The sequence below is a fragment of the Streptomyces sp. 3211.6 genome (assembly GCF_003634815.1).
Lineage (GTDB): Bacteria > Actinomycetota > Actinomycetes > Streptomycetales > Streptomycetaceae > Streptomyces > Streptomyces katrae_A.
Genome location: NZ_RBXC01000001.1, coordinates 3,963,569 through 3,982,759, shown reverse-complemented (window position 1 = coordinate 3,982,759; position 19,191 = coordinate 3,963,569). Strand labels below are relative to the sequence as shown.

The following is a 19,191-nucleotide window of genomic DNA, read 5'->3' as shown; positions in this document are numbered from 1 at the left end:
TCGACCCGTTCTCTACAACGGTCGTTGTGCCTTTTACAACGGTCGTTGTACTTTACCGGAGGGCCGCACAAACAAACCAAATGGTCTGGTTCACCGTTCTCCAGGGAGGGACGTCGCACGATGCCGACCACACCCACCGCCGAGGACTCGCCCGCCGCATTAGGGACCGCGCCCGGGCAGCTCGGGCGCATCCTCACCGTCGTGATCACCGGCGCCGTCATGTCCGTCCTCGACATGACGATCGTCAACGTGGCCCTCGACAGGCTCTCCGAGTCCTTCGGGGCCCCGCTGGAGACCATCCAGTGGACCGCCACCGCCTACACCCTGGCCCTGGCGGCCGTCATCCCGGCGGCCGCCTGGGCGATGGGCCGGATCGGAGCCAAGCGCACCTACCTGACGGCCCTGTCCCTGTTCACCCTCGGCTCCCTGCTCGCGGCCTGTGCGTGGAACGCCGGCAGCCTGATCGCCTTCCGCGCCGTCCAGGGGCTCGGCGGCGGGCTGCTGATGCCGGTCGGCATGACGATGGTGATGCGGGCCGCCGACCGCAACCGGCTCGGGCGGGCCATGGCCCTGCTGGGGCTGCCCGTGCTGGTCGGCCCGGTGGCCGGGCCGGTGCTGGGCGGCTGGCTGATCGACACCGCCTCCTGGCAGTGGATCTTCCTCGTCAACCTGCCCGTCGGAGCGGCCGCCCTGATACTCGCGGCGAAGCTGCTGCGCCCGGATTCCCCCCCGGGTGCGGCGGCTTCGCCGCGGCTCGACCTGCCGGGACTGCTGAGCCTGTCCCCGGGCCTCGCGCTGCTCCTGTACGGGCTGTCCCGGGGCGGCGGGAGCGGTGCGTTCCTCTCCCCGGGGGTGCTGCTGCCCCTGCTGGGCGGGGCCGTCCTCGTCGCGGCCTTCGTGCGGCGCGCCCTGCGCGTGCCGGAGCCCCTGCTCGACCTGCGGCTGCTGGGCGACCGCACCTTCGCCGCCGCCATCGGCACGCTCGCGCCGTTCACTTGCGGCTACTTCGGCTCGATGCTGCTGGCCCCGGTGTACTGGCAGCAGGCGCGCGGACTGAGCGCGAGCGCGGCGGGGCTGCTGGTGGCGCCCGTCGGGCTCGTGGTCGGGACGACCATGCAGATCGCCTCCCGGCGCGTGGACCGGGTCGCCCCGCGCCGGCTGATCCCCGCCGGGGTGGCGGTGGCGGCCCTCGGCATGCTGCTCACCGGGCTGCGGACCGGCACGGCGGGGGTGCCGGGGTGGCAGGTCGTGGGCTCGCTGATGGTGATGGGCGTCGGCGCCGGGATGGTGCTGATGCCGACGATGACCACCGCCGGCCGGGACCTGCCTGCCGCCCGCATGGCGGCGGCGAGCACGGCCCTCAGCATCAACTCCCAGCTGTGCGCCTCGGTCGGAACGGCTCTGACCTCGGTGGTCCTGGGCGCGGCGGGCACCACCCCGTCCGGCTTCCGCACCGCGTACGCGGTCGCGGCGGGCCTCCTCGCCCTGTCCCTCCTCCCGGCCCTGCGGCTGCCGGGGCGGCGCTGAGCCCCGGGGTGTCGGCCGGACACCCCGGGGCCCCGGCCCCTACGGCACGACCTTGCCGACGCCGCCCAGGGCCTGGACGGCACTCCGGTCGATCTGCCACAGCCGGCCTTCGCGGTTGGTGACGTAGATCCAGCCGTTCACGGTGTCCAGGGTGAGCCCCTCGCAGGTCTCCAGGCCGGAGGCCACCACCCGCTGGGCGCCGTCGGCGAGGGTGATCTCGTAGAGGCGACCGCCCGCGTGGTCGATGGTGTAGGCCCGGCCGGAGCCGTCGAGCGCCACGCGGATGGTCGTGGCGCCGGTGAGGGCGGTCAGGACGCGGTACGTGCGCTTGGCCAGGTCCACCTCGAACAGCTTGCCGCCGTTGTCCTTCTGGCCGATGTACGCCTTGCCGTCGCCGGACAGGGCGACCCCGCCGATGCCCTGTCCCAGCCCGGAGAGGAGCGTGGTCTTCTGCCCGCCCGGCAGGGCCACCTCGATCAGCTGCCCGTCGGTCCAGTTGGCGACGTACGCCTTGCGCGCCGCGGTGTCCAGCGCCACGCCGTACGCGCCGGGGACGTCGGCCACCTTGGCGGAGGTGCCGCCGGCCAGGTCCACCACGAGCAGCCGTCCGCCGCTCCAGTCGGTGGTGTAGGCCTTGCCCGCCGCCGTGTCGAGCGCCACGTCACCGAGGTCGCCCAGGCCGCTGGCGACCACGCGCTGGGCGCCGGTGTCCGGCTTCACCGCGATGAGCCGCTGGCCGCCCCGGTCGGCGACGTACACCGGGCTCCCCGACGGGTCGACCGCCACGCCCTCGGAGGTGCCCAGGCCCGTCGCGATCAGGGAGTAGCTCCGCTTGTTGGCGATGAGCTTGGACAGCTCCTCCAGCTTGGGCATGTCCTCGTCGCGGATGGAGACCTTCGGCGGCCCGAACGCCTTGGAGGCCGAGGAGGCCATCGCCGTCGCGGACCCGGGGTTCTCGGTGACCTCCCGCTGGGCGGCCGCCACGCCCTGGGTGCTCTGGAAGAGCGGCCCGAGGAAGCCCATGACGTCGAAGGCCCCGTGCGCGGTCTGGCGTACGAGCCACGGGTCCCGCTCGCTCTCCAGCCTGCGCACCTCCTCCGAGACGCTCCCGGCTCCCGGGGTGTCCCGGCCCAGCTTCTGCGCGGACTGGTCGGCGGAACCGGCCTGGTCCCCGCCGTTGTCGAAGATGTTCTTGAAGGACATGGCTTCCCCCCTAGAGCGGCTGCTTCTGCGTCTGGTAGTCGAGGATCTCCGGCTGGAACACCCGGTGTTCGCCGGTGCGGACGGCGACGGTCTCGGCGATGCCCTTCTGCAGGAACCGCTTTCCCTCGTCGGCCAGGTCGAAGCGGCTGGAGTCGAGGTCGCCCTCGCCGAGCTTCCACGCGATGACCTTGGAGTACCGGGGCTCGGCGCCCTGCTTGCCGGTCTCCTTCACCTCGACCGGCTCGGGGTAGTACAGGGCGGCCCAGCCGCCGAAGGTGACGGGGAACTCGTAGGCGAACTGCCGGATCTCGCGCCGGGTGGTGGCCATCACGTCGGCCCGGCTCTTGATCAGGAAGCTGACCGTGGAGACGTGCTTCCACTCGGTCGTCAGCGATCCGCTGACGGAGCCGGTGATCCCGAGCGCCAGCTCGCCCCACAGCTCCCCGGTGCCGGTCACGGAACTCGTGGCGGTGGTGTTGCTGGTCGCCTCGGTCTGGCTCTCCGTGTTGACGCCCTGGTTGTCCTTGCTGTTGAGCAGGGTGGTCTTCTGGTACTGCTTCATCTCCATGCTCTTGGCCATCTGCTGCTGGAGCGAGGCGATGGACTTCGCGCCGAAGGTGAGCTTCACCTCCCCCTGGAGGGACCAGCTGACCGTGTTCGAGACGGTGAACTCGACCGTGTCCGTCACGGTGATCTCGATCGGGTCGGTCCCGTTGACGTACGTCTGCCTGGAGACCATGTCGGGGGGCGGCTGGCGGACGTCCCCGATCTCCTCGATGACCGGTACGCCGACGTTCATGAAGGCCCGCCAGCCGCGGTCCTGCGCGGTCGGCTCCTCCGCGGGGAAGTCGCCGTAGCGCTCCTTGTTCAGCGAGAACCCGATGGGGTCGAGCGGCTGCCCCTCGCCCTGCCGGTTCCGCTTGAACACCCCCCTGCGCAGGTTCCGCTCCAGGATCCCGGCGGCCCTGGCGCCGATGTCCAGTTCCTTCTGGTTTTTCGTGGTCAGCGGATGCCGCATGAACACGTCATTGATATAGGCCGTGCCCACATCGTTCCGCGCGCTGCCCTGTCCCATGCCCTCGTCCCCTCCCTGTGTCGCAGGACGGTGACGCTACGCAACCGGCGGGCGGGGCGGCAGCGCCCGGAACCGGCCACGGGGGGATATCCGGACAGACGCCGCTGACCATGGAGTTGATCACGGTCGGCGGGCGGCGCACCCGGGCCGGAGGGCCGTCCCGGGTGCGCATTTACTTGATCATCCGAGGCCAAGATCGCGGAGCGGGCTCCCGGGCCGGCGGCCCGGCCGCGCGCCGCGGGTGTCCGGATCCACCGCCCCTGGGGTGTCTGGCGGTAGCCGGGCCGCCGCTTCCGCCCGGAACCCGCCTCGGCCGTACGTTCGACCGGACCCTGTGTGCCGCCGCGGGCGGCGTGCCGGGCGGGCGGCTGCCGGGGCGGCGGCGGGGGTTGGGGCGGGGCGGGGGCGGGCCCTAGCGGTGGCGCGCGTGGACCAGCCGTTCCAGGCCGGGGGCCAGGCGCAGGCGGAGGGCGGCGTGGCCGGCGGGGACGGCGTGCTTCGTGGGAGCGGGGTGCGTCACGGGGGCCGGGAGGGTCGTGTGGACCGCGCCCCGTCCCGGACGGGCCTGGACGCGGCCGACGGCACTGGCCAGCAGTTCGCCGAACCAGATGTTCCGGTCGGGCCCGGTCGCGATGTTGAAGGGCACCTTCGCCTCGCCCCCCGGCACGGTGTACTCGGTGATCGCACCGTCGTGGCCGATCCGGCCGATGCGGCCGGACTGCACGGCGTACCACATGTGCCCGTCCGGGCCGCGGGTGATGTCGTAGACCTGGTAGTCGGGGACGGGCACCGGGAAGAGCTCGACCGCACCGCGCGCGGTGACGCGCCCGACCGCGTTCAGCCCGCTCGCGGTGAACCACATTCCGCCGGGGCCGGCCGCGATGCCGGAGGGGAAGGCGGAGTCGTTCGCCAGCGGGTACTCGGTGACGCTGCCGGAGCGGCTGATCCTGCCGATCTTGCCGCCGAACAGCTCGGTGAACCACAGCGAGCCGTCCGGGGCGGCCGCGATGTAGTACGGAACGCTGTCCGGCGTGGGGACGGGGTACTCCGTCACCCGGCCGTCGGTGGTCATCCGTCCGATGGAGTTCGTCCCCGGCTCGGTGAACCACAGGGCGCGGTCGGCGCCCAGCGCGATGCCCGTGGGGAAGCGGTCCGTGCCGGGCAGCGGGAACTCGGTGACCTGGCCCTTCGTGGTGATCCGGCCGATCTTGCCGACGCTCCCCTCGGTGAACCACAGGGCCCGGTCGGGGCCCTTGGCGATGCCCTGGGGGAAGCTGTCGGGGGTCGGCAGCGGGTACTCGGTGACGGCGCCGCGGGTGGTGAGGCGGGCGATCCGGTTGACCCCGGACTCGGCGACCCACACCGCCCCGTCCGGGCCGGCCGTGAGGCCGGCGGGGTAGCTGTCGGGGGTGGTGAGCGGGTACTCCGTCACGTCTCCCACGTTCACCACGTGTCCCGACCCGGCCCGTGCCGGGACGGTGGCGGCGGTGAAGGCGAGCAGGGCGCCCAGGGAGGCGGTGAGCAGCGTGCGCAGGCGTCGGCGGATCCTCGGAGTGTGCGGCATGGGCCGGGGCCCCTCTCGGTGGGCGGCGGGCGGGCGGGCGGCATGGATCGGAATATCAGATTCCGCTCCGGGTCCGCCCCCGCCGCCCGCACGGCTCGCCGCGCGAACCGCCCGCCTGGCTCAGCCCTTGGCGGCGTTGCCGAGCACCTTGGACGGGGTGATGCGCACGACGACCCGTACGGCCCCGTCGGAGGCGTCCCCGTACTCCTTGCCGGCGCCCGGCCCCAGGTACTGCTCGGCGATCCGGACGGCGACGGCCCGGCCGGTGTCCTCGCTGACGGTGGCGGTGCCGCGGATCTCGGCGTACAGGTAGGGATTGGCCAGGTCGAACACGGTCAGCCCGACCCGGCCGTCCCGGACGAGGTTGCGCTCCTTGCGGCGGCCGCGCTCGGTGGAGACCAGCAGGTCGTCCCCGTCGCGGATCACCCAGACCACGGAACTCTGCGGACTGCCGTCGGGGTTGAGGGTGGAGAGCACGGCGGGGTGCGGGGAGTCGAGCAGCTGCCGCACGGTGTCGTTCAGGGCAATCGTCATGCCGTGCAGCCTAGTTGTGCGGCCCGCGGGGCACCGCCGTAGCGGACGCAGGACCGGGTACTACCCGAAGTCGGTCATTCCCACGGGATGTTGAGGAAGGGACTGGCCGGGTCGGTGGTCAGCGTCAGGTGGGTGGCGAGGGAGGACTCGTACCAGCTCCCGAACTCCTCCTCGTCGAAGTGCAGGCAGCGGGCGAGCGCGTACCCGGCGGAGAAGTCCGTCCACGACCGGTACGCGCCCCGTGCCTTCTCGCCCGCGCGGAGCACGGCGCGCTCGGCGTCCTGGAGGGTGCCGTAGCGGCAGGCGACGCCCCAGCGGGCCATCTGCGAGGCCCGCCCGTAGTCCCACCCCTCGACCGAGCGCACCCAGCCGCCGGCCGGGAGGAGCCCGTCGGCGCGGAAGCGCTGCTCGTAGCGGGTGATCCGGCCGATGAGCCGCCGCACCCCGGCGATCTCGCCCTCGACCTCGGCGGCGGGGCGCGGCTCGGCGACGGTCACCCCGTCGGGGGTGAGGCGGGGCTGGGCGGCCTGCTCGGCGCTGCGGCGCAGGCTGACCTCGGCGGCGTGGCGCCAGTGCTCGACGTCGACCGGCCCGGCGAAGTCGGAGGCGAGGACGCGGCGCACGCGGAGCGCGAACTCCCAGACGGGGCTGACGACATCGGCGTTCAGCATGCGCTGGAGCACGCCCAGCCAGCCGGCGGCGTCGTCGATCTCCCACGAGGTGCGCAGGCGCTCGCGCTCGCGGGTGTAGCCGTTGCCGTGGTAGGCGAGGGCGTTCCAGAACTCGCCGTTGGACACCGCCAGGTGCGCCCCGACGGCCAGGCCGCGGGCCACGGGGCCGTGCAGCGGGCCGCCGGTGTACAGGGCGTGCACGGCGCCGGGGGCCAGGCCCCAGGAGGGGGCGGCGTCCCAGTGCGCGCGCCAGCGGGCGAGGTCGGCGGGGGTGGTCGTGAGGTACGCCTCGACGGGGCTGCCGGGGTTCACGGCGAGGTGGGAGGGGTCCCGGTGGTCCCAGGCGTTGGCGAACCAGGCGAGGCTCTGGCGGAGGTAGACGGTGTGCGCGTCGGGGGCGGGGAGCATGCCGCGGGTGTAGACGGCGAGGGTGTTGTCGGCGGCCCGGTGGAAGCGGGCCGCGGCGGGATCGGCGTCGACCTGCGCCCGGGGCTGCGGGAGGAACAGCTCGGCCCGCGCGAGGGCGTCCATGTAGGCGCCCCAGTCCCCGCGCGCCTTCGCCCCGTACAGCTCGCGCTCGATCACGCTCGGCGCCGTCCACTCGTCCACACGGGGACCCTATACGGGGGCCCGGCCAGCCCTCCTGGCCCCCCTCGCGAGGCCCTCGCCGCCTAACCCGTCAGCGTGGCGGCGAAGCGGATCTCGGCCGCCGGTGTCACGGTGATGGAACGCCCGGCGTACTGGATGGCCGAGAAGGTCGCGTTGTGATGCGCGATCACCTGGGCGGCCGTCAGCGCGGCACCGGGCGGACGCTCCGGCGTGGTGTGTCCGTCCGAGACCACCACGAGGTCATAACCACGGGAGAGCGCTGCGCGATTGGTGGAGTCGACGCAGTACTCGGTGGCGAAGCCGGTGACGATCACCTGACGCACTGCCCGCTCGTGGAGCAACTCGGCGAGCCCGGTGCCGAGGAAGGAGTCCGCGCTGTCCTTGTCCAGCACCACATCGCCGGGCCGGGGCGCCACCGCTGGATGGACATCGGCCAGGTCGGCGGGCACGTCATCGAGGCGTTGGCGCACGTAGACCACGGCTGCGCCGGCGGAGCGAGCCTGCTCGGCAAGGCGGCCGACCTCGAGCAGGCAGGCCTCGACGTCATGGGCGTCGTTCAGCAGGGCATCCTGCATGTCGATGACCAGCAGTGCGGTGTCATGCATCCCGGGAGCCTATCGACGGAGCCGGAGGGCTAGGAGCGGCGGTTGATCCGGTGGACCGCCGGGACGCAGAGGTTGAGGGCGGCCGCCGCGGCGATCAGGGCGGCGCAGGCCAGGAGGGCCGTGCGGGTGGTCCAGAGCTCGGCCGCCAGGGCCGTGATCAGGTAGCCGAGGGGGATGGCCAGGCGTTCGCCGACTCCGTTGAAGGCGCTCATGCGGCCCTGTTCCGGCTGCGGGACGTGCTGCTGGAACGCGGTGTTCCAGGCGACGATCGCCACGTCGAGGCCGATCCCGGCGAGGAGGGCGGCCGCCAGCACGAGCGGCAGCGGCAGGGCGAGGGCCAGCGCGGCGAGGGGGAGGGCGAGGGCGCCGGAGGTGACGACCGCGACCGTGAGGAGGCGGTACGGCTTCCAGCGCAGGCAGACCAGGGTTCCGGCCAGCAGGCCGCACGAGAACGCGGCCTGGACCAGGCCCCAGTCGCGCGCCCCGGCGTACTCCCCGGCGGCGACCAGGGGGCCGAGGAGCTGGAAGCCGGCCAGCCAGGCCGCGACGAGGACCGCCCCCGCGGCCGTGTACGTCCACAGCCAGGTACGGGACCAGAAGCCGTCCCAGCCCGCGCGGAGGTCGGCCAGGACACCCCTGGCCGGGGTGGGCGGGGTCTCCAGGGAGAGGCTGAGGAGCAGGACGGCGGCGATGGCGAAGGTGAGGGCGTCCCAGGCCAGGGCCCAGGCGGCGCCGCTCGCGGCGACGACGACCCCGCCCACGACCGGGCCCACCACCTTCACGGCGTTGCCCGGGAGCCGGAGCAGCGCGTTGGCCTGCTGCAGGTGCTCCTCGGGGACGATCTGGGCGACGGCGCCCTGCATGGCCGGAACGATGAACGAGGCCGCCGTGCCCGAGATCAGGCCGCAGGCGGCTATGGAGAGCGTCGTCGCGTGTCCCGTGGCCACGGTCAGGGCGAGCACGCCCTGTGCGGCGGCGGCCAGGAGGTTGCCGAGGAAGAGGATCCGGCTGCGGGAGAGCCGGTCGGCGAAGACGCCGCCCAGCAGGAGGAACACGATCGTCGGCACGGTGTTCGTGGCGAGGACCAGGCCGAGGGAGCCCGCTCCTCCGCCCTGCTCGATCACGGAGTAGGCCAGGGCGAGGGGGGCCATGGCGGACCCGGCGGCGGAGATGAGGTTCGCCGAGACGAACCGCCGGAAGGCGGCCGTCCTCCAGGGCGTCCGGGTGTCCTCCGACAGCTCGGCGGTGCTCTTCATGATCTCCCTCGGGCTCGGTGCGATGAGCACCCTACGGGCCGGGAGGAGTCAGTACCCCAGGTTTTCGCGCCAGGCCAGGGTCGAGACGAGCTCCGCGCTGAACGCCTCGCAGAGCGCGAGCGCCTCCCGGCCGGCGGCGGTGCCGGGCAGCCCCGCGCCGGGCGGCAGCGCCGCCACGAGGTCCTGGCAGGCGGCCTCGACGCGGAGGTTGCGGGCTTCGTGGTAGCCCACGGCGGTGCCGCCGCCGGCCACGGTCGCGAGGTACCGGGCGTGGGCGTGCCGGGCCGGGTGGTCCCACAGGGAGTCCTCGCAGGAGCGGTCGAGCGAGCGGGACAGGTCGCGGGCCAGCCGGATGACCCGCTCGGCCTCCTCGGCGCCCGGCTCCCGGGCGGTCGTCCACGCGTGGAGCTCGGCCAGGACCTCCAGCTGGACCTCCGCGACGACGCCCTCCGGCTCTGCCTCCGGGGGGCTCGTGAAGAGCGGGCCCGGATCCGGCAGCGGCTCGTCGTGCAGGGGGAGGAGCATCCCCCGGAAGGCGGCCTCCAGCGCCGAGCGGTGGATCCCCCAGCCGGGATCGAGCCCGAGCACCAGCAGCGGTGCGCGCAGCCGCCACAGCGCCAGCAGGGCCGTGTGACCTCGCTGTTCGACGGTCATCTCCGCGCACCGCGCCGCGAGCGCCTCGTCGTCTTCGTCCAGCTCACCGGGTCCGCTCATGCCCCGACCCTACGGCGGCACGGGCGGACCCGGATCCGGCGCGTCAGACCGGGCCCACCTGGGCGGTGAGGTGGACCGCGATCTCGAACACCGCCAGGGCGGGCTCGGCGCCCACCTCGCGGAAGAGGCGGGGGGCCGGGGCGTCGCCGGGAACGTTCCGTACGGCCTCCAGGGCGGCCCGGTCCCGCCACAGCGTGTGGATGCGCCAGACGCCGTCCTGGCCGCGCAGCAGCTCCGAGCGGATCAGCCCGTCGGGCAGGGGATGGCTCACGAGCTCGCGGTAGGCGGCCACGAGGTCGGCCTCGCGCCCGGCCGCGACGACCCCGCTGACCTCGCTCAGCACCTGTCCGGCCATGGTCCTCGCCTCCTTGACCTCCCCGCCCCTCCCCACGCTACGCGCGCCGCGGCGGGTCGGCGCCCCGGCCGGGGACACGGGCCGGCGGTGGCCGGATCCGTTCTGTCGCCCGGGGCACGGTCCTCCGCGTCAGTAGGCTGGCCGGCCGGACAACTGGGCGGCGGGCGGAGGGCGTCATGCGTGGTGGGACGGTCGCGGTGGTCGGGGGGAGCATCGCCGGGTGCGCGTTCGCGTCGGCCGCGGTGCGGGCGGGAGCCGGGGAGGTCGTCGTACTGGAACGGACCCGGGGGCGGCTCGCGGACCGGGGGGTCGGGCTGTGCGTGCACGACGACCGGGCCGCGGAACTGGTGGCCGCCGGGGCGCTGCCGCCGGGGATCCCCGCGCACCGGCTGGAGCGGCGGCGGTGGGTGGTGCGGGACGCCGGGGCGGGGGCCGGGGGGCGGCTCATCTGGGAGCAGCCGTTCCCGTTCCACTCGTACCACTGGGGGCTGCTGTGGCGGGGGCTGCGGGAGGCGGTCCCGGGGGCGGTGGACTACCGGCAGGGCGTGGCCGTTGCGGGAGTGGACGGGGACGGGGACGGGGCCGGGGGCGTGGGCCGCGGCAGGGGCCGGGTCGGCGTGCGGTTCGGGGGCGGGGGCGTGGAGCGGTTCGACCTCGTCGTCGGGGCCGACGGGTACCGGTCGGTGGTGCGGGAGGCGGTGAGCCCGGGGGCGACGCCGCACTACGCCGGGTACGTGTGCTGGCGGGGGAACTTCGACGCCGCGCTGCTGGAGGGGCTGGGGGGAGCCGAGTCGTACCCCGCGGCGGTGACCACCGTGTGCTTCCCCGGGGGCAGTTGCGTGATCTACCGGATCCCCGGGCCGGAGGGCCTGCGGGTGAACTGGGTGCTGTACGCGGCGCCGCCGCCGGGCGCGGGGCTGCGCTTCGACGACCCGACCAGCTTTCCGCCGGGGGCGCTGGGGCAGGAACTCGCCGCTCACCTGCGGGCCTTGCTGGAGCGGGAGTTCCCGGAGTACTGGGGGCGGGCGCTGGCGCTGACGGCGCCGGGGGACACGTTCGTGCAGCCCATCTACGACCTGGTGACGGAGCCCGCCGCGGCGGGGCGGCTGCTGCTGGCCGGCGACGCGGCGAGCGTGGTGCGGCCGCACAACACGAGCGGGGCCGCGAAAGCCCTCCAGGACGCCACCGCCTTCGGCGCGGCCTGGGCGCGGGCGGGGTCCTGGGAGGAGCTGGTCGCCGGCTACCAGGCGGCGCGGGGCGGGGCCGGGCGGGAGCTGGTCGCGCTGGCGCGGCGGCTGGGGCGGGCGCAGGTGGAGGAGACGCCGGTGTGGGCGCGGATGAGTGCCGCCGAGGTGGCGGGCTGGTGGGAGGGGCAACTGGCGGGTGCGGCGGGGATCGGGGGGCAGGCCATGTCCTCGTAGGGACGGGGACGGGGGCTGCCGGTTCGGTCCCGGGTGCGGGTGCGGGTGCGGGTGCCGGGGCGGGTGCGGGCCGGGTGGTCAGTCGTCGGCCGCCACCAGGAGGGTCAGGTGGCCCGCGGCGCGGTCGATGACGACCAGTTCGTGGAACTCGCCGTGTACGCCGCCCCAGTCGTGGAAGTCGTCCTCCCCGACCCCCGTCAGGTGGTGGATCGTGGTGGCCGGGGTCAGGCGGGCGAACGCCTCCCGCCGCAGGTCCGCCTCCAACTCTTCCGGGACCGGCCCGTACTGGTCCGCCCAGGTGCGCAGGAGGTGCGCCGCGTCGGCGGCGGGGACCGGCGCGTAGGCGGCCGGGGTGATCAGACGCCGCCAGAACGGACCGTGCCGCCGGCCCAGCGGCAGGACGCCGCCGCCCGCGTAGTCGTCCCGGAACTGCTCGTGGGCGATGAGGGCGGCCAGGAGGCCCGTGTCCGGGAGCGGGGCGGCCGGGAGGCGGAAGTGCTTGGTGTCGAGCCAGCGGAAGCCGTGTCCCCAGTCCTCCCCGGGGGCGTACGTACGGAAGTTGACGAACGCGCTGCCCTCGTGGACGAGGGTGTCGTCCGTCGCGTGCAGAGCCGCCAGGGCGGCCTCCAGCCGGGCCGTGTCCACCGCGTCCTTCCGACGGCGGGGGCGCTCCGGCACCCACACCGGCATCATCCGCTTGATCTCGATCTGCGCCTCCGGTGACGCCACCGGGCACTCCAGGCCGCCCAGCCGCCCCGGCTCCACCCCGTCCAGCAGCCCCTCCGGCCAGGGCGTGCCCGCCCAGGGGCCGCCCGCGACCAGGACCCGGCCGTCGCTGCGGCGCCGGGTGACGAACGCGAAGCCGTGCTCCTCCCCGTCGCGTACGACGTCCAGCTGCTGGTCGTCCGCGCTCAGGACCTCGTACCCGCGGGCCACGAGGAGGTCCCCCAGCCGCTGAGCGTCCTCGGCCCACGCGAACCAGTCGACGTCCTCGTGCTCCCGCGTGACCTCGCCGAGCCAGAAGTCCATCGCCCAGCCGCCCCGCAGCCAGACCTCGGGGCCGAGGTCGCGGACCTCCCCGATCATCGAGAGCTGGCGCTGCGTGCGTCGTGCGTCCATCCCGGAACCGTACGACCCCCGTGCGTCCGCGCGACCGCGCGGCCCCCCTTGACGGGGTCCGGCGGCGGGGGGACGCTCCCGGGGCTCACACACGAGTGGCTGGGGGGCCGGGATGCCGGAGGAGTCTGTCCATACGGTGGGGGAACTGCGGGCGCGGCTCGCGGCGCTGGGGGCGCGGTGGTCGGTCAGCGAGCACCTGGCCGACGAGGACCCCGTGCCGAGGCCCGCGCTCGGCCTGGAGCCGGGAAGGGAGCTGACGCCCGCCGCGGAGGCGGGGGCGGTCGACCTGCGGGCGCTCGTGGGGAGGGAGAGCGGCAACCCGCACCTGACGCGGCGCAGGGCCGCGCACGGGCTGCTGCCGGGGACGGTCGCGGGGCCCGGGCGGCCCGTGGCCGTGGACTGGCGGAACCGGTGGGGATGGCCCTGGCTGACGAAGGTCAAGGACCAGAACCCGTGCGCGTCCTGCTGGGCGTTCGGGGCGGCCGGGCTGGTCGAGTCGATGGCCCGGATCGAGCACGACGTGTGGGCGGCGCGCTCCGAGGGCGACGTGCACGACGGGTTGAAGTGCGCCTGCGGGCAGGGCGGCACCCCCGAGACCGCCCTGGACTGGATCAAGGACAACGGGGGTCTCGCCGACCCCGGCTGCTGGCCGTACGGCACCCCGCCGCCGGGCCTGCCCGCCGAGCGGCGCGACGCCTGGCGGGCCGAGTACACGCCCAGCTGGGACCGTTCGGGACGGACCGTCCGGATCACCGACTACGTACGCCTCGGCGACGTCGAGCAGCAGAAGGTCTGGCTGGACACGGTCGGGCCGCTGACCGCCTGCTTCGACGTGTACGACGACTTCTTCGCGCTCGGCGCCGGGGTCTACCACCGCACCGGCGGCCGGCTCGCCGGCGGCCACTGCGTGCTCGTCGTCGGCTACGACGACGCGGCCGGCTGCTGGCTGTTCAAGAACTCCTGGGGCACCGGCTACCACGTCGGCGGCTACGGCCGGATCGCGTACGGCGAGGTCAACATCGACTACTGGGCCAAGTGCGGCCTGCGCGACACCAACATCGACCCCTGGAGCAAACGCCGCCTGCACGCGGGCAGCGTCTACGAGAGCGGCAACGGCCGGGCCCACCGCAACTTCGAGCTGGCCGCGACCGCCGGCGGCGGCCGCCTGCGGCACTGGTGGCGCGAGGGCGAAGCCCCCTACGCCTGGGCCCGCGCCGAGACCTTCGCCGGCGACGCCTCCGGGCAGCCCGCCTTCACCGGCACCACCTACAACCGGAACATGGAGACCCTGCACGTCACCACCGGCGGCCGGCTCCGCCACTGGTACTACGAGCAGGCCGTCGGCGTATGGCGCGACGGCGGCGCCTTCGGGCCCGGGGACGCCGCCATCGGCTCGACCCCCGCCTTCATCCAGAGCGACTACGGCAAGCCGGGCAACTTCGAGGTGGTCGTCCGCACCGCCGACGGCCGCCTCAACCACTGGTGGCGGATCAACGGCGCCCCCTGGACCTGGAACGACGGCGGCCGCTTCGGCTCCGGCATCGCCCACTACGGCCCCGCCCTCGTCCAGACCCGTGCCCGCACCCTCGACCTGGTCGCCGCCCGCACCGACGGCCGGATGCAACTGTGGTGGCGCGACGACCCCAACGGCTTCGTCTGGCGGGCCGGAGAGGTCTTCGGCAGCGGGGTCACCTCCGCGCCCTGCCTGATCGAGGGCCAGTACGGGGCGGCGGACGAGGACACCGCCGGGAACTACGAACTGTGCGTGGCCGTCGCCGGCGGGCGGATCGAGCACTGGTGGCGGGGCAACGCCGCCGGGGCGCCCTGGGCGCGCGGCGCCGTGTTCGGCCACGACGCGCTGGCCGTCACCGGGATGCTCCAGGGCAGCTTCGGGTTCAACCTGGAAGTCGTCGTCCTGCGCACGGACCGCATGCTCCAGCACTACTGGCGCGACGGCGCGGGATGGCACGAGGGGGCCGTCATCGGCCCGGCGTGAACCAGGAGGTCCCACGGGTGGAGGTGCGCAGCATCGTCCTCGGCGCCGGAGAGGCGTACGAGCTGAGGCTGACCGGCCGCGGGGCGCGCGGGTACGTGTGGACCTGGCAGGTTTCCGGGCACGCCGACGCCGTCTCCGTGCGCGAGACCGGGCCCGGGCGGGCGGCGCGGGCCCTGCCCGGAGAGGCGGTGGAGCGGACGTACGAGGTCCGCGGCCGGAGCCCGGGCGGGCGGGCCCGGATCCGGTTCGCGCAGGTCCGGCCGCCCTACCCGCAGGAGGCGCCGTACGACGAGTTCGTGCTGGACGTGGAGGTGGTCACCGGCGGGGCCTGAGCGCCCAGTGCTGCACGGCCTCCAGCGGGCCCCGCTCGAAGCGGCGCAGCCAGAGACGGGACGCGGCGACCAGGGTCAGGCTCACCGCCGCCCACAGGCCCATCACCCACCAGGGGCCGGACCCGGCGAACCGGTCGGCGAGCCCGAGGCCGATCCCGTAGCAGAGCAGGACGCACAGCAGGTTCTGGCCGACGTAGCAGGACAGGGCGGTGCGGCCGATGGAGCCGAGCGCGCGGGCCGCGGGGACGGCGCCGCGGTCCAGGGCCCAGCCGATCAGCCCGGCGTACCCGAGGGCGATCAGCGGGGCGATGCCGTAGCGGCCGAGGACGAAGAAGTCGTGGCCGCCGAGCGCGGCGGCGGCGCCCAGCGGCAGGCCGAGGCCGAGCCCCCAGGCGGCCATCCGGACCCGGATCCGGCGCCCGGCGTCGGTCGGGGCGAAGGCGCCGGCGCGGTGGAGGCGGACACCGAGGAGGAAGAGGAAGACGAGCAGCCCGAAGGAGAACACGGGCTCGATGCGCAGCGCGAGGGCGTGGTCGAGCCGGAAGCCGATCTGCTCGGCCCAGCCGCCGTGCGCGTACAGCCGGACGGCCCGCGGGTCGGGGCCCTCGGGCGCGGAGTCCGGGGTGAGGACCTCGCCCAGCGTCACCAGGCCGATCAGGGTCAGGTGCAGCCCGCCCGCGCCCCACATCACCACCCGCCGCACCCGCTCGGAGCGGGCCAGCAGCCAGGCGACGAGCAGGGCGGTGACGGCGTATCCCATCAGCACGTCCCAGGCGAAGACGAGGACGAAGTGGACGGTCCCCTCCAGGAAGAGGAACGCGGCCCGCCGCGGGTAGCGGCCGGGCCACCGCTCGCCCCGGCGGGCGGCGGAGTCGTACTGGATGGCCAGGCCCACCCCGAACAGCACCGTCAGCAGCGAGAGGAACTTCCCGTCGGCGAGGAAGCGGAAGGCGGCTTCGGCGACGGTCGCGGCGGACGGGTCGGCGAGCGGGTCGGGCAGGTGCATGCTCCCCCGGAGCACGTTCCATTCGGAGCCGGGGGAGGCGAAGATCCAGACGTTGGTCATGAGCGTGCCGAGGATGGCGGCGCCGCGCAGGACGTCGAGGAGCGGGAGCCGGGTCGCGGTCACCCCGGGGGCGACGAGGGTGGTGTGGGCCATCTCCCCAGCCTCGCGGCGGGTCGGGCCCGGTACGTCCTGCCAGTGGACGAAGCCGCGCTACATCCTTCGGCGGAGCGTCGGGAGCGCGCGCTCCTCAGTACGGGCTCTGGGGCGTGCGCTCCCCGGCACGGGCGGGGTCCACATCCTGGACGGGGAGGGCGTGTGTATCCCTCATGTATCTATCCTGTGCGCATGCCAGCCGCCGCCACGCCGCCCGCCACCCAGGCCCCCACCGCCGCCGAACGCGTCTACCGGCACGTCAAGCAGGGCGTGCTCGACCGCCGTTACGAGGGCGGGGTGCTCCTCACCGAGGGCGAGCTCGCCCTGGCCGTCGGCGTCTCCCGCACCCCCGTGCGCGAGGCGCTGCTGCGGCTGGAGACCGAGGGGCTGCTGAAGCTGTACCCGAAGAAGGGCGCCCTGGTGCTGCCGGTCTCCGCGCAGGAGATCGCCGACGTGGTGGAAACCCGGCTGCTGGTGGAGGAGTTCACCGTGCGCAGGGCCGTGCCCGCCCCGCCCGCGCTGCTGGACCGGCTCACGGAGCTGCTGGAGGAGCTGCGGCGGCACGCGGCCGCCGGGGACCTCGCCGCGATGATGGCCGCCGACCGCTGCTTCCACGCCGAGATCGTCCGGGCCGCCGGGAACCAGATCCTCTCCCGCCTCTACGACCAGCTCCGCGACCGCCAGCTGCGCATGGGCGTGGCCCTGCTGCACGCGCACCCCGACCGGGTGGAGCGCACCCTCGCCGAGCACGCCGAGATCCTGGACGCGCTGCGCGCCGGTGACCGGGAGGCCGCCGCGGCCGCCGTGCGCGGGCACATCGGACGGGTCGAGGCACTGGTGCGGGGGGCGGACCGATGAGCACCCCGGCCGGCCCGGCGGCCGTCCAGGACCCGCCCGGCGGGCGGCGGGCCGCGGCCGTCTGGTCGATCGGCGTCGCCGTCTACTTCGTCGCCGTGATCTTCCGTACCAGTCTGGGCGTGGCCGGACTGGAGGCCGCCGACCGCTTCCACGTCAACGCCTCGGCCCTGGCGACGTTCTCCCTCCTCCAGCTCCTGGTCTACGCGGGCATGCAGGTCCCGGTCGGGCTGATGGTGGACCGCCTCGGCACCAAGAAGGTGCTGACGCTGGGCGCCGTCCTGTTCACCGCCGGGCAGATCGGCTTCGCGCTCTCGCCCACCTACGCGATGGCGCTGGCCGCCCGCGCCCTGCTGGGCTGCGGTGACGCGATGACCTTCATCTCCGTGCTGCGGCTCGGCACCCGCTGGTTCCCCGCCCGCCGCGGGCCGCTCATGGCGCAGCTGGCCGGGCTGGTCGGGATGGCGGGGAACCTCGTCTCCACCCTCGTCCTCGCGCCCGTGCTGCACGGCGCCGGCTGGGTGCCCGCCTTCGCCGGCAGCGCGGTGGCGGGGCTGGTCGTCCTGGTCCCGCTCACGCTCTTCCTGCGCGACCACCCCGAGGGCCACGCCCTGCCGCCCGCGCCCTCGGGCGGCGGCGGGTTCGTACGGCGCCAGATACGCGACTCCTGGCGGGAGCCCGGTACCCGCCTGGGGCTGTGGGTGCACTTCACGACGCAGTTCCCGGCGATGGTCTTCCTGCTGCTGTGGGGCATGCCGTTCCTGGTCGAGGCGCAGGGCCTGGAGCGGACGACCGCCGCCGGGCTGCTCACCCTGATCGTCGCCGCGAACATGGGCTGGGGGCTGGTCTACGGCCAGGTCATCGGCCGCCGTCCGGCCGCGCGGCTGCCGCTGGCACTGGGCACGGTCGGCGTCACCGCGCTGCTGTGGGCCTCCGTCCTGCTCTACCCGGACGAGCGCGCCCCGATGTGGCTGCTGGGCACCCTGTGCGTGGTCCTGGGCACCTGCGGGCCGGCCTCGATGATCGGCTTCGACTTCGCCCGCCCGGCCAACCCCGCCGAACGGCAGGGCACCGCCTCCGGGATCACCAACATGGGCGGCTTCCTCGCCTCGATGACCACCCTGCTGGCGGTGGGGGTCCTGCTGGACGCCACCGGGGACGACTACCGGATCGCCTTCGCGTCGGTGTTCGTCGTGGAACTCCTCGGCCTCACCCAGATCCTCCGCCTCCGCCCGAAGGCCCTCGGGCGCGAGCGGGAACGCGAGCGGGAACGCGAGCGGGAGCGGGAGCGCCCGCTCTCGGTGAGCGCTCCCGCCGGCCCTGCCGCGCCCGCCGCCCCCGCCCCTACGGCGTGACGGCGAAGTTCGCCAGGATCGCGTCCGCCAGCTGCGTGTCGCCGTCCACCTTCACCCGGTCCGCGACCGTCCGCGGCCGCACCCGGCCCGCCGCGAGGCGGACGTACGTCTCCCAGTCCAGCGACAGCGACACCGCCGGGCCCAGCGAGGGCGTCGAGTCGAGGGTGGCCCGGCCCGTCGCGTCCACCCGGACCGTCCGCAGGAACTCCAGCTCGCCGTGCACGTCCAGCACCACCGCCGTGTTCGGCGGCGCGCCGGCGCCCTTCGCCACCACCTTGGGCAGCCCGGCCAGCAGGACGTCCCGCGCCACATGCGCCCCCGGTGTGCCCCAGTTGCCCGGCACGCCCAGCGCCGCCCGCAGGTCCTGCTCGTGGATCCACACGTCGAACGCCCGGAGCCGCAGCGAGAGTTCCAGGGGGATCTGGTCGCCCTGGGGGCCTCGTACCAGCGTCGTGGCCGGGTCCCGCTTGTCGTTGCGGAGCTGGCGCTGGCGCCGGATGACGGTGTACTCCAGCTCGGAGGTCATCTCAAGGGCGGTGTGGTGCCGGCGGACGTCAACCGGAACCTCCATGTAGCGGGTGAACTCGTTCACCACGTGCCGCAGGTCGCGCGGCAGCGTGTGGATCGGCCGGGGGTCGCCGAGCTGTTCCAGCTCCAGGCCGATGATGTGCGAGACGACATCGCGCACGGACCAGCCCGGGCACGGCGTCGGCAGGTTCCACTGGCCCTCCGTCAGGGGGAGGACCAGTTCGGTTATCGCCTCGATCGAGTGTGTCCACGCGTCGACGTAGGGCTCAAGAGTGGGATGGACGGTCAACGGGACCCCTCGCTGGCTGTTCAG

General features: G+C 74.4%; 18 protein-coding genes. 6 read left to right on the top strand and 12 right to left on the bottom strand.

Annotated features, from left to right (window positions below):
* The first annotated feature begins 120 nt into the window (after positions 1-120).
* Entirely contained in the window at positions 121-1,527 is a 1,407-nt protein-coding gene (locus BX286_RS18345) for a DHA2 family efflux MFS transporter permease subunit (protein ID WP_079428496.1), read from the top strand.
* Positions 1,528-1,566: 39 nt separating this feature from the next.
* Here BX286_RS18345 and BX286_RS18340 read toward each other — a convergent pair whose 3' ends face one another.
* The 9 genes from BX286_RS18340 to BX286_RS18300 form a co-directional block, all read right to left on the bottom strand.
* Complete coding sequence (locus BX286_RS18340) at positions 1,567-2,730, bottom strand: SMP-30/gluconolactonase/LRE family protein (RefSeq protein WP_121015539.1); 1,164 nt, start codon at positions 2,728-2,730, stop codon at positions 1,567-1,569.
* A gap of 10 nt (positions 2,731-2,740) precedes the next feature.
* Positions 2,741-3,805 carry a gluconolaconase gene (locus BX286_RS18335; protein WP_121015537.1) on the bottom strand — a complete coding sequence of 355 codons (1,065 nt, stop codon included), beginning with the start codon at positions 3,803-3,805 and terminating at the stop codon, positions 2,741-2,743.
* A gap of 412 nt (positions 3,806-4,217) precedes the next feature.
* Positions 4,218-5,369, bottom strand: coding sequence for a hypothetical protein (locus BX286_RS18330; RefSeq protein ID WP_187344159.1), 1,152 nt, complete (start codon positions 5,367-5,369; stop codon positions 4,218-4,220).
* A 120-nt stretch (positions 5,370-5,489) separates the two neighbouring features.
* Positions 5,490-5,903, bottom strand: a complete 414-nt coding sequence (locus BX286_RS18325; protein ID WP_079428490.1) for a PPOX class F420-dependent oxidoreductase — start codon at positions 5,901-5,903, stop codon at positions 5,490-5,492.
* Between the two features lie 74 nt (positions 5,904-5,977).
* Positions 5,978-7,183, bottom strand: a complete 1,206-nt coding sequence (locus BX286_RS18320) for a DUF1266 domain-containing protein (protein ID WP_079428488.1) — start codon at positions 7,181-7,183, stop codon at positions 5,978-5,980.
* Between the two features lie 62 nt (positions 7,184-7,245).
* Complete coding sequence (locus tag BX286_RS18315) at positions 7,246-7,788, bottom strand: isochorismatase family protein (RefSeq protein ID WP_121015535.1); 543 nt, start codon at positions 7,786-7,788, stop codon at positions 7,246-7,248.
* 29 nt (positions 7,789-7,817) lie between these two features.
* Positions 7,818-9,044 (bottom strand): MFS transporter, encoded by a 1,227-nt coding sequence (locus BX286_RS18310; protein WP_079428484.1) that lies wholly within the window; start codon positions 9,042-9,044, stop codon positions 7,818-7,820.
* A 48-nt stretch (positions 9,045-9,092) separates the two neighbouring features.
* Positions 9,093-9,758, bottom strand: coding sequence for a hypothetical protein (locus tag BX286_RS18305; protein WP_121015533.1), 666 nt, complete (start codon positions 9,756-9,758; stop codon positions 9,093-9,095).
* Between the two features lie 43 nt (positions 9,759-9,801).
* Complete coding sequence (locus tag BX286_RS18300) at positions 9,802-10,113, bottom strand: antibiotic biosynthesis monooxygenase (RefSeq protein ID WP_100863351.1); 312 nt, start codon at positions 10,111-10,113, stop codon at positions 9,802-9,804.
* Positions 10,114-10,289: 176 nt separating this feature from the next.
* Between BX286_RS18300 and BX286_RS18295 the strand changes: the two genes are divergently transcribed.
* Positions 10,290-11,534 (top strand): FAD-dependent monooxygenase, encoded by a 1,245-nt coding sequence (locus BX286_RS18295; RefSeq protein ID WP_079428478.1) that lies wholly within the window; start codon positions 10,290-10,292, stop codon positions 11,532-11,534.
* Between the two features lie 78 nt (positions 11,535-11,612).
* On the opposite strand, the gene BX286_RS18290 is transcribed toward BX286_RS18295, so the two are convergent.
* A complete protein-coding gene (locus BX286_RS18290; protein ID WP_107502381.1) occupies positions 11,613-12,653 on the bottom strand; it encodes a nucleotidyltransferase domain-containing protein in 1,041 nt (346 codons plus the stop codon).
* A gap of 136 nt (positions 12,654-12,789) precedes the next feature.
* On the opposite strand from BX286_RS18290, the gene BX286_RS18285 reads away from it, so the two are divergent.
* The gene (locus BX286_RS18285; RefSeq protein ID WP_261993461.1) at positions 12,790-14,649 is read left to right on the top strand and encodes a C1 family peptidase; all 1,860 of its coding nucleotides are present in this window, start codon (positions 12,790-12,792) and stop codon (positions 14,647-14,649) included.
* A 17-nt stretch (positions 14,650-14,666) separates the two neighbouring features.
* The gene (locus tag BX286_RS18280; protein ID WP_100863352.1) at positions 14,667-14,981 is read left to right on the top strand and encodes a protease inhibitor I42 family protein; all 315 of its coding nucleotides are present in this window, start codon (positions 14,667-14,669) and stop codon (positions 14,979-14,981) included.
* Here BX286_RS18280 and BX286_RS18275 read toward each other — a convergent pair.
* Positions 14,965-16,140 carry a DUF418 domain-containing protein gene (locus BX286_RS18275; protein ID WP_121015529.1) on the bottom strand — a complete coding sequence of 392 codons (1,176 nt, stop codon included), beginning with the start codon at positions 16,138-16,140 and terminating at the stop codon, positions 14,965-14,967. The two genes, BX286_RS18280 and BX286_RS18275, sit on opposite strands and share 17 nt — an antisense overlap.
* 192 nt (positions 16,141-16,332) lie before the next feature.
* Here BX286_RS18275 and BX286_RS18270 point away from each other — a divergent pair, with 192 nt between their 5' ends.
* Together BX286_RS18270 and BX286_RS18265 are read left to right on the top strand one after the other, a co-directional pair.
* The gene (locus tag BX286_RS18270) at positions 16,333-16,998 is read left to right on the top strand and encodes a GntR family transcriptional regulator (RefSeq protein WP_100864180.1); all 666 of its coding nucleotides are present in this window, start codon (positions 16,333-16,335) and stop codon (positions 16,996-16,998) included.
* Positions 16,995-18,350 carry a nitrate/nitrite transporter gene (locus BX286_RS18265; protein WP_261993460.1) on the top strand — a complete coding sequence of 452 codons (1,356 nt, stop codon included), beginning with the start codon at positions 16,995-16,997 and terminating at the stop codon, positions 18,348-18,350. Before BX286_RS18270 ends, BX286_RS18265 begins: the two co-directional genes overlap by 4 nt.
* Here the strand turns inward: BX286_RS18265 and BX286_RS18260 are convergent.
* Complete coding sequence (locus tag BX286_RS18260; RefSeq protein ID WP_121015527.1) at positions 18,340-19,167, bottom strand: maleylpyruvate isomerase family mycothiol-dependent enzyme; 828 nt, start codon at positions 19,165-19,167, stop codon at positions 18,340-18,342. The genes BX286_RS18265 and BX286_RS18260 overlap by 11 nt on opposite strands.
* Positions 19,168-19,191 lie beyond the last annotated feature (24 nt).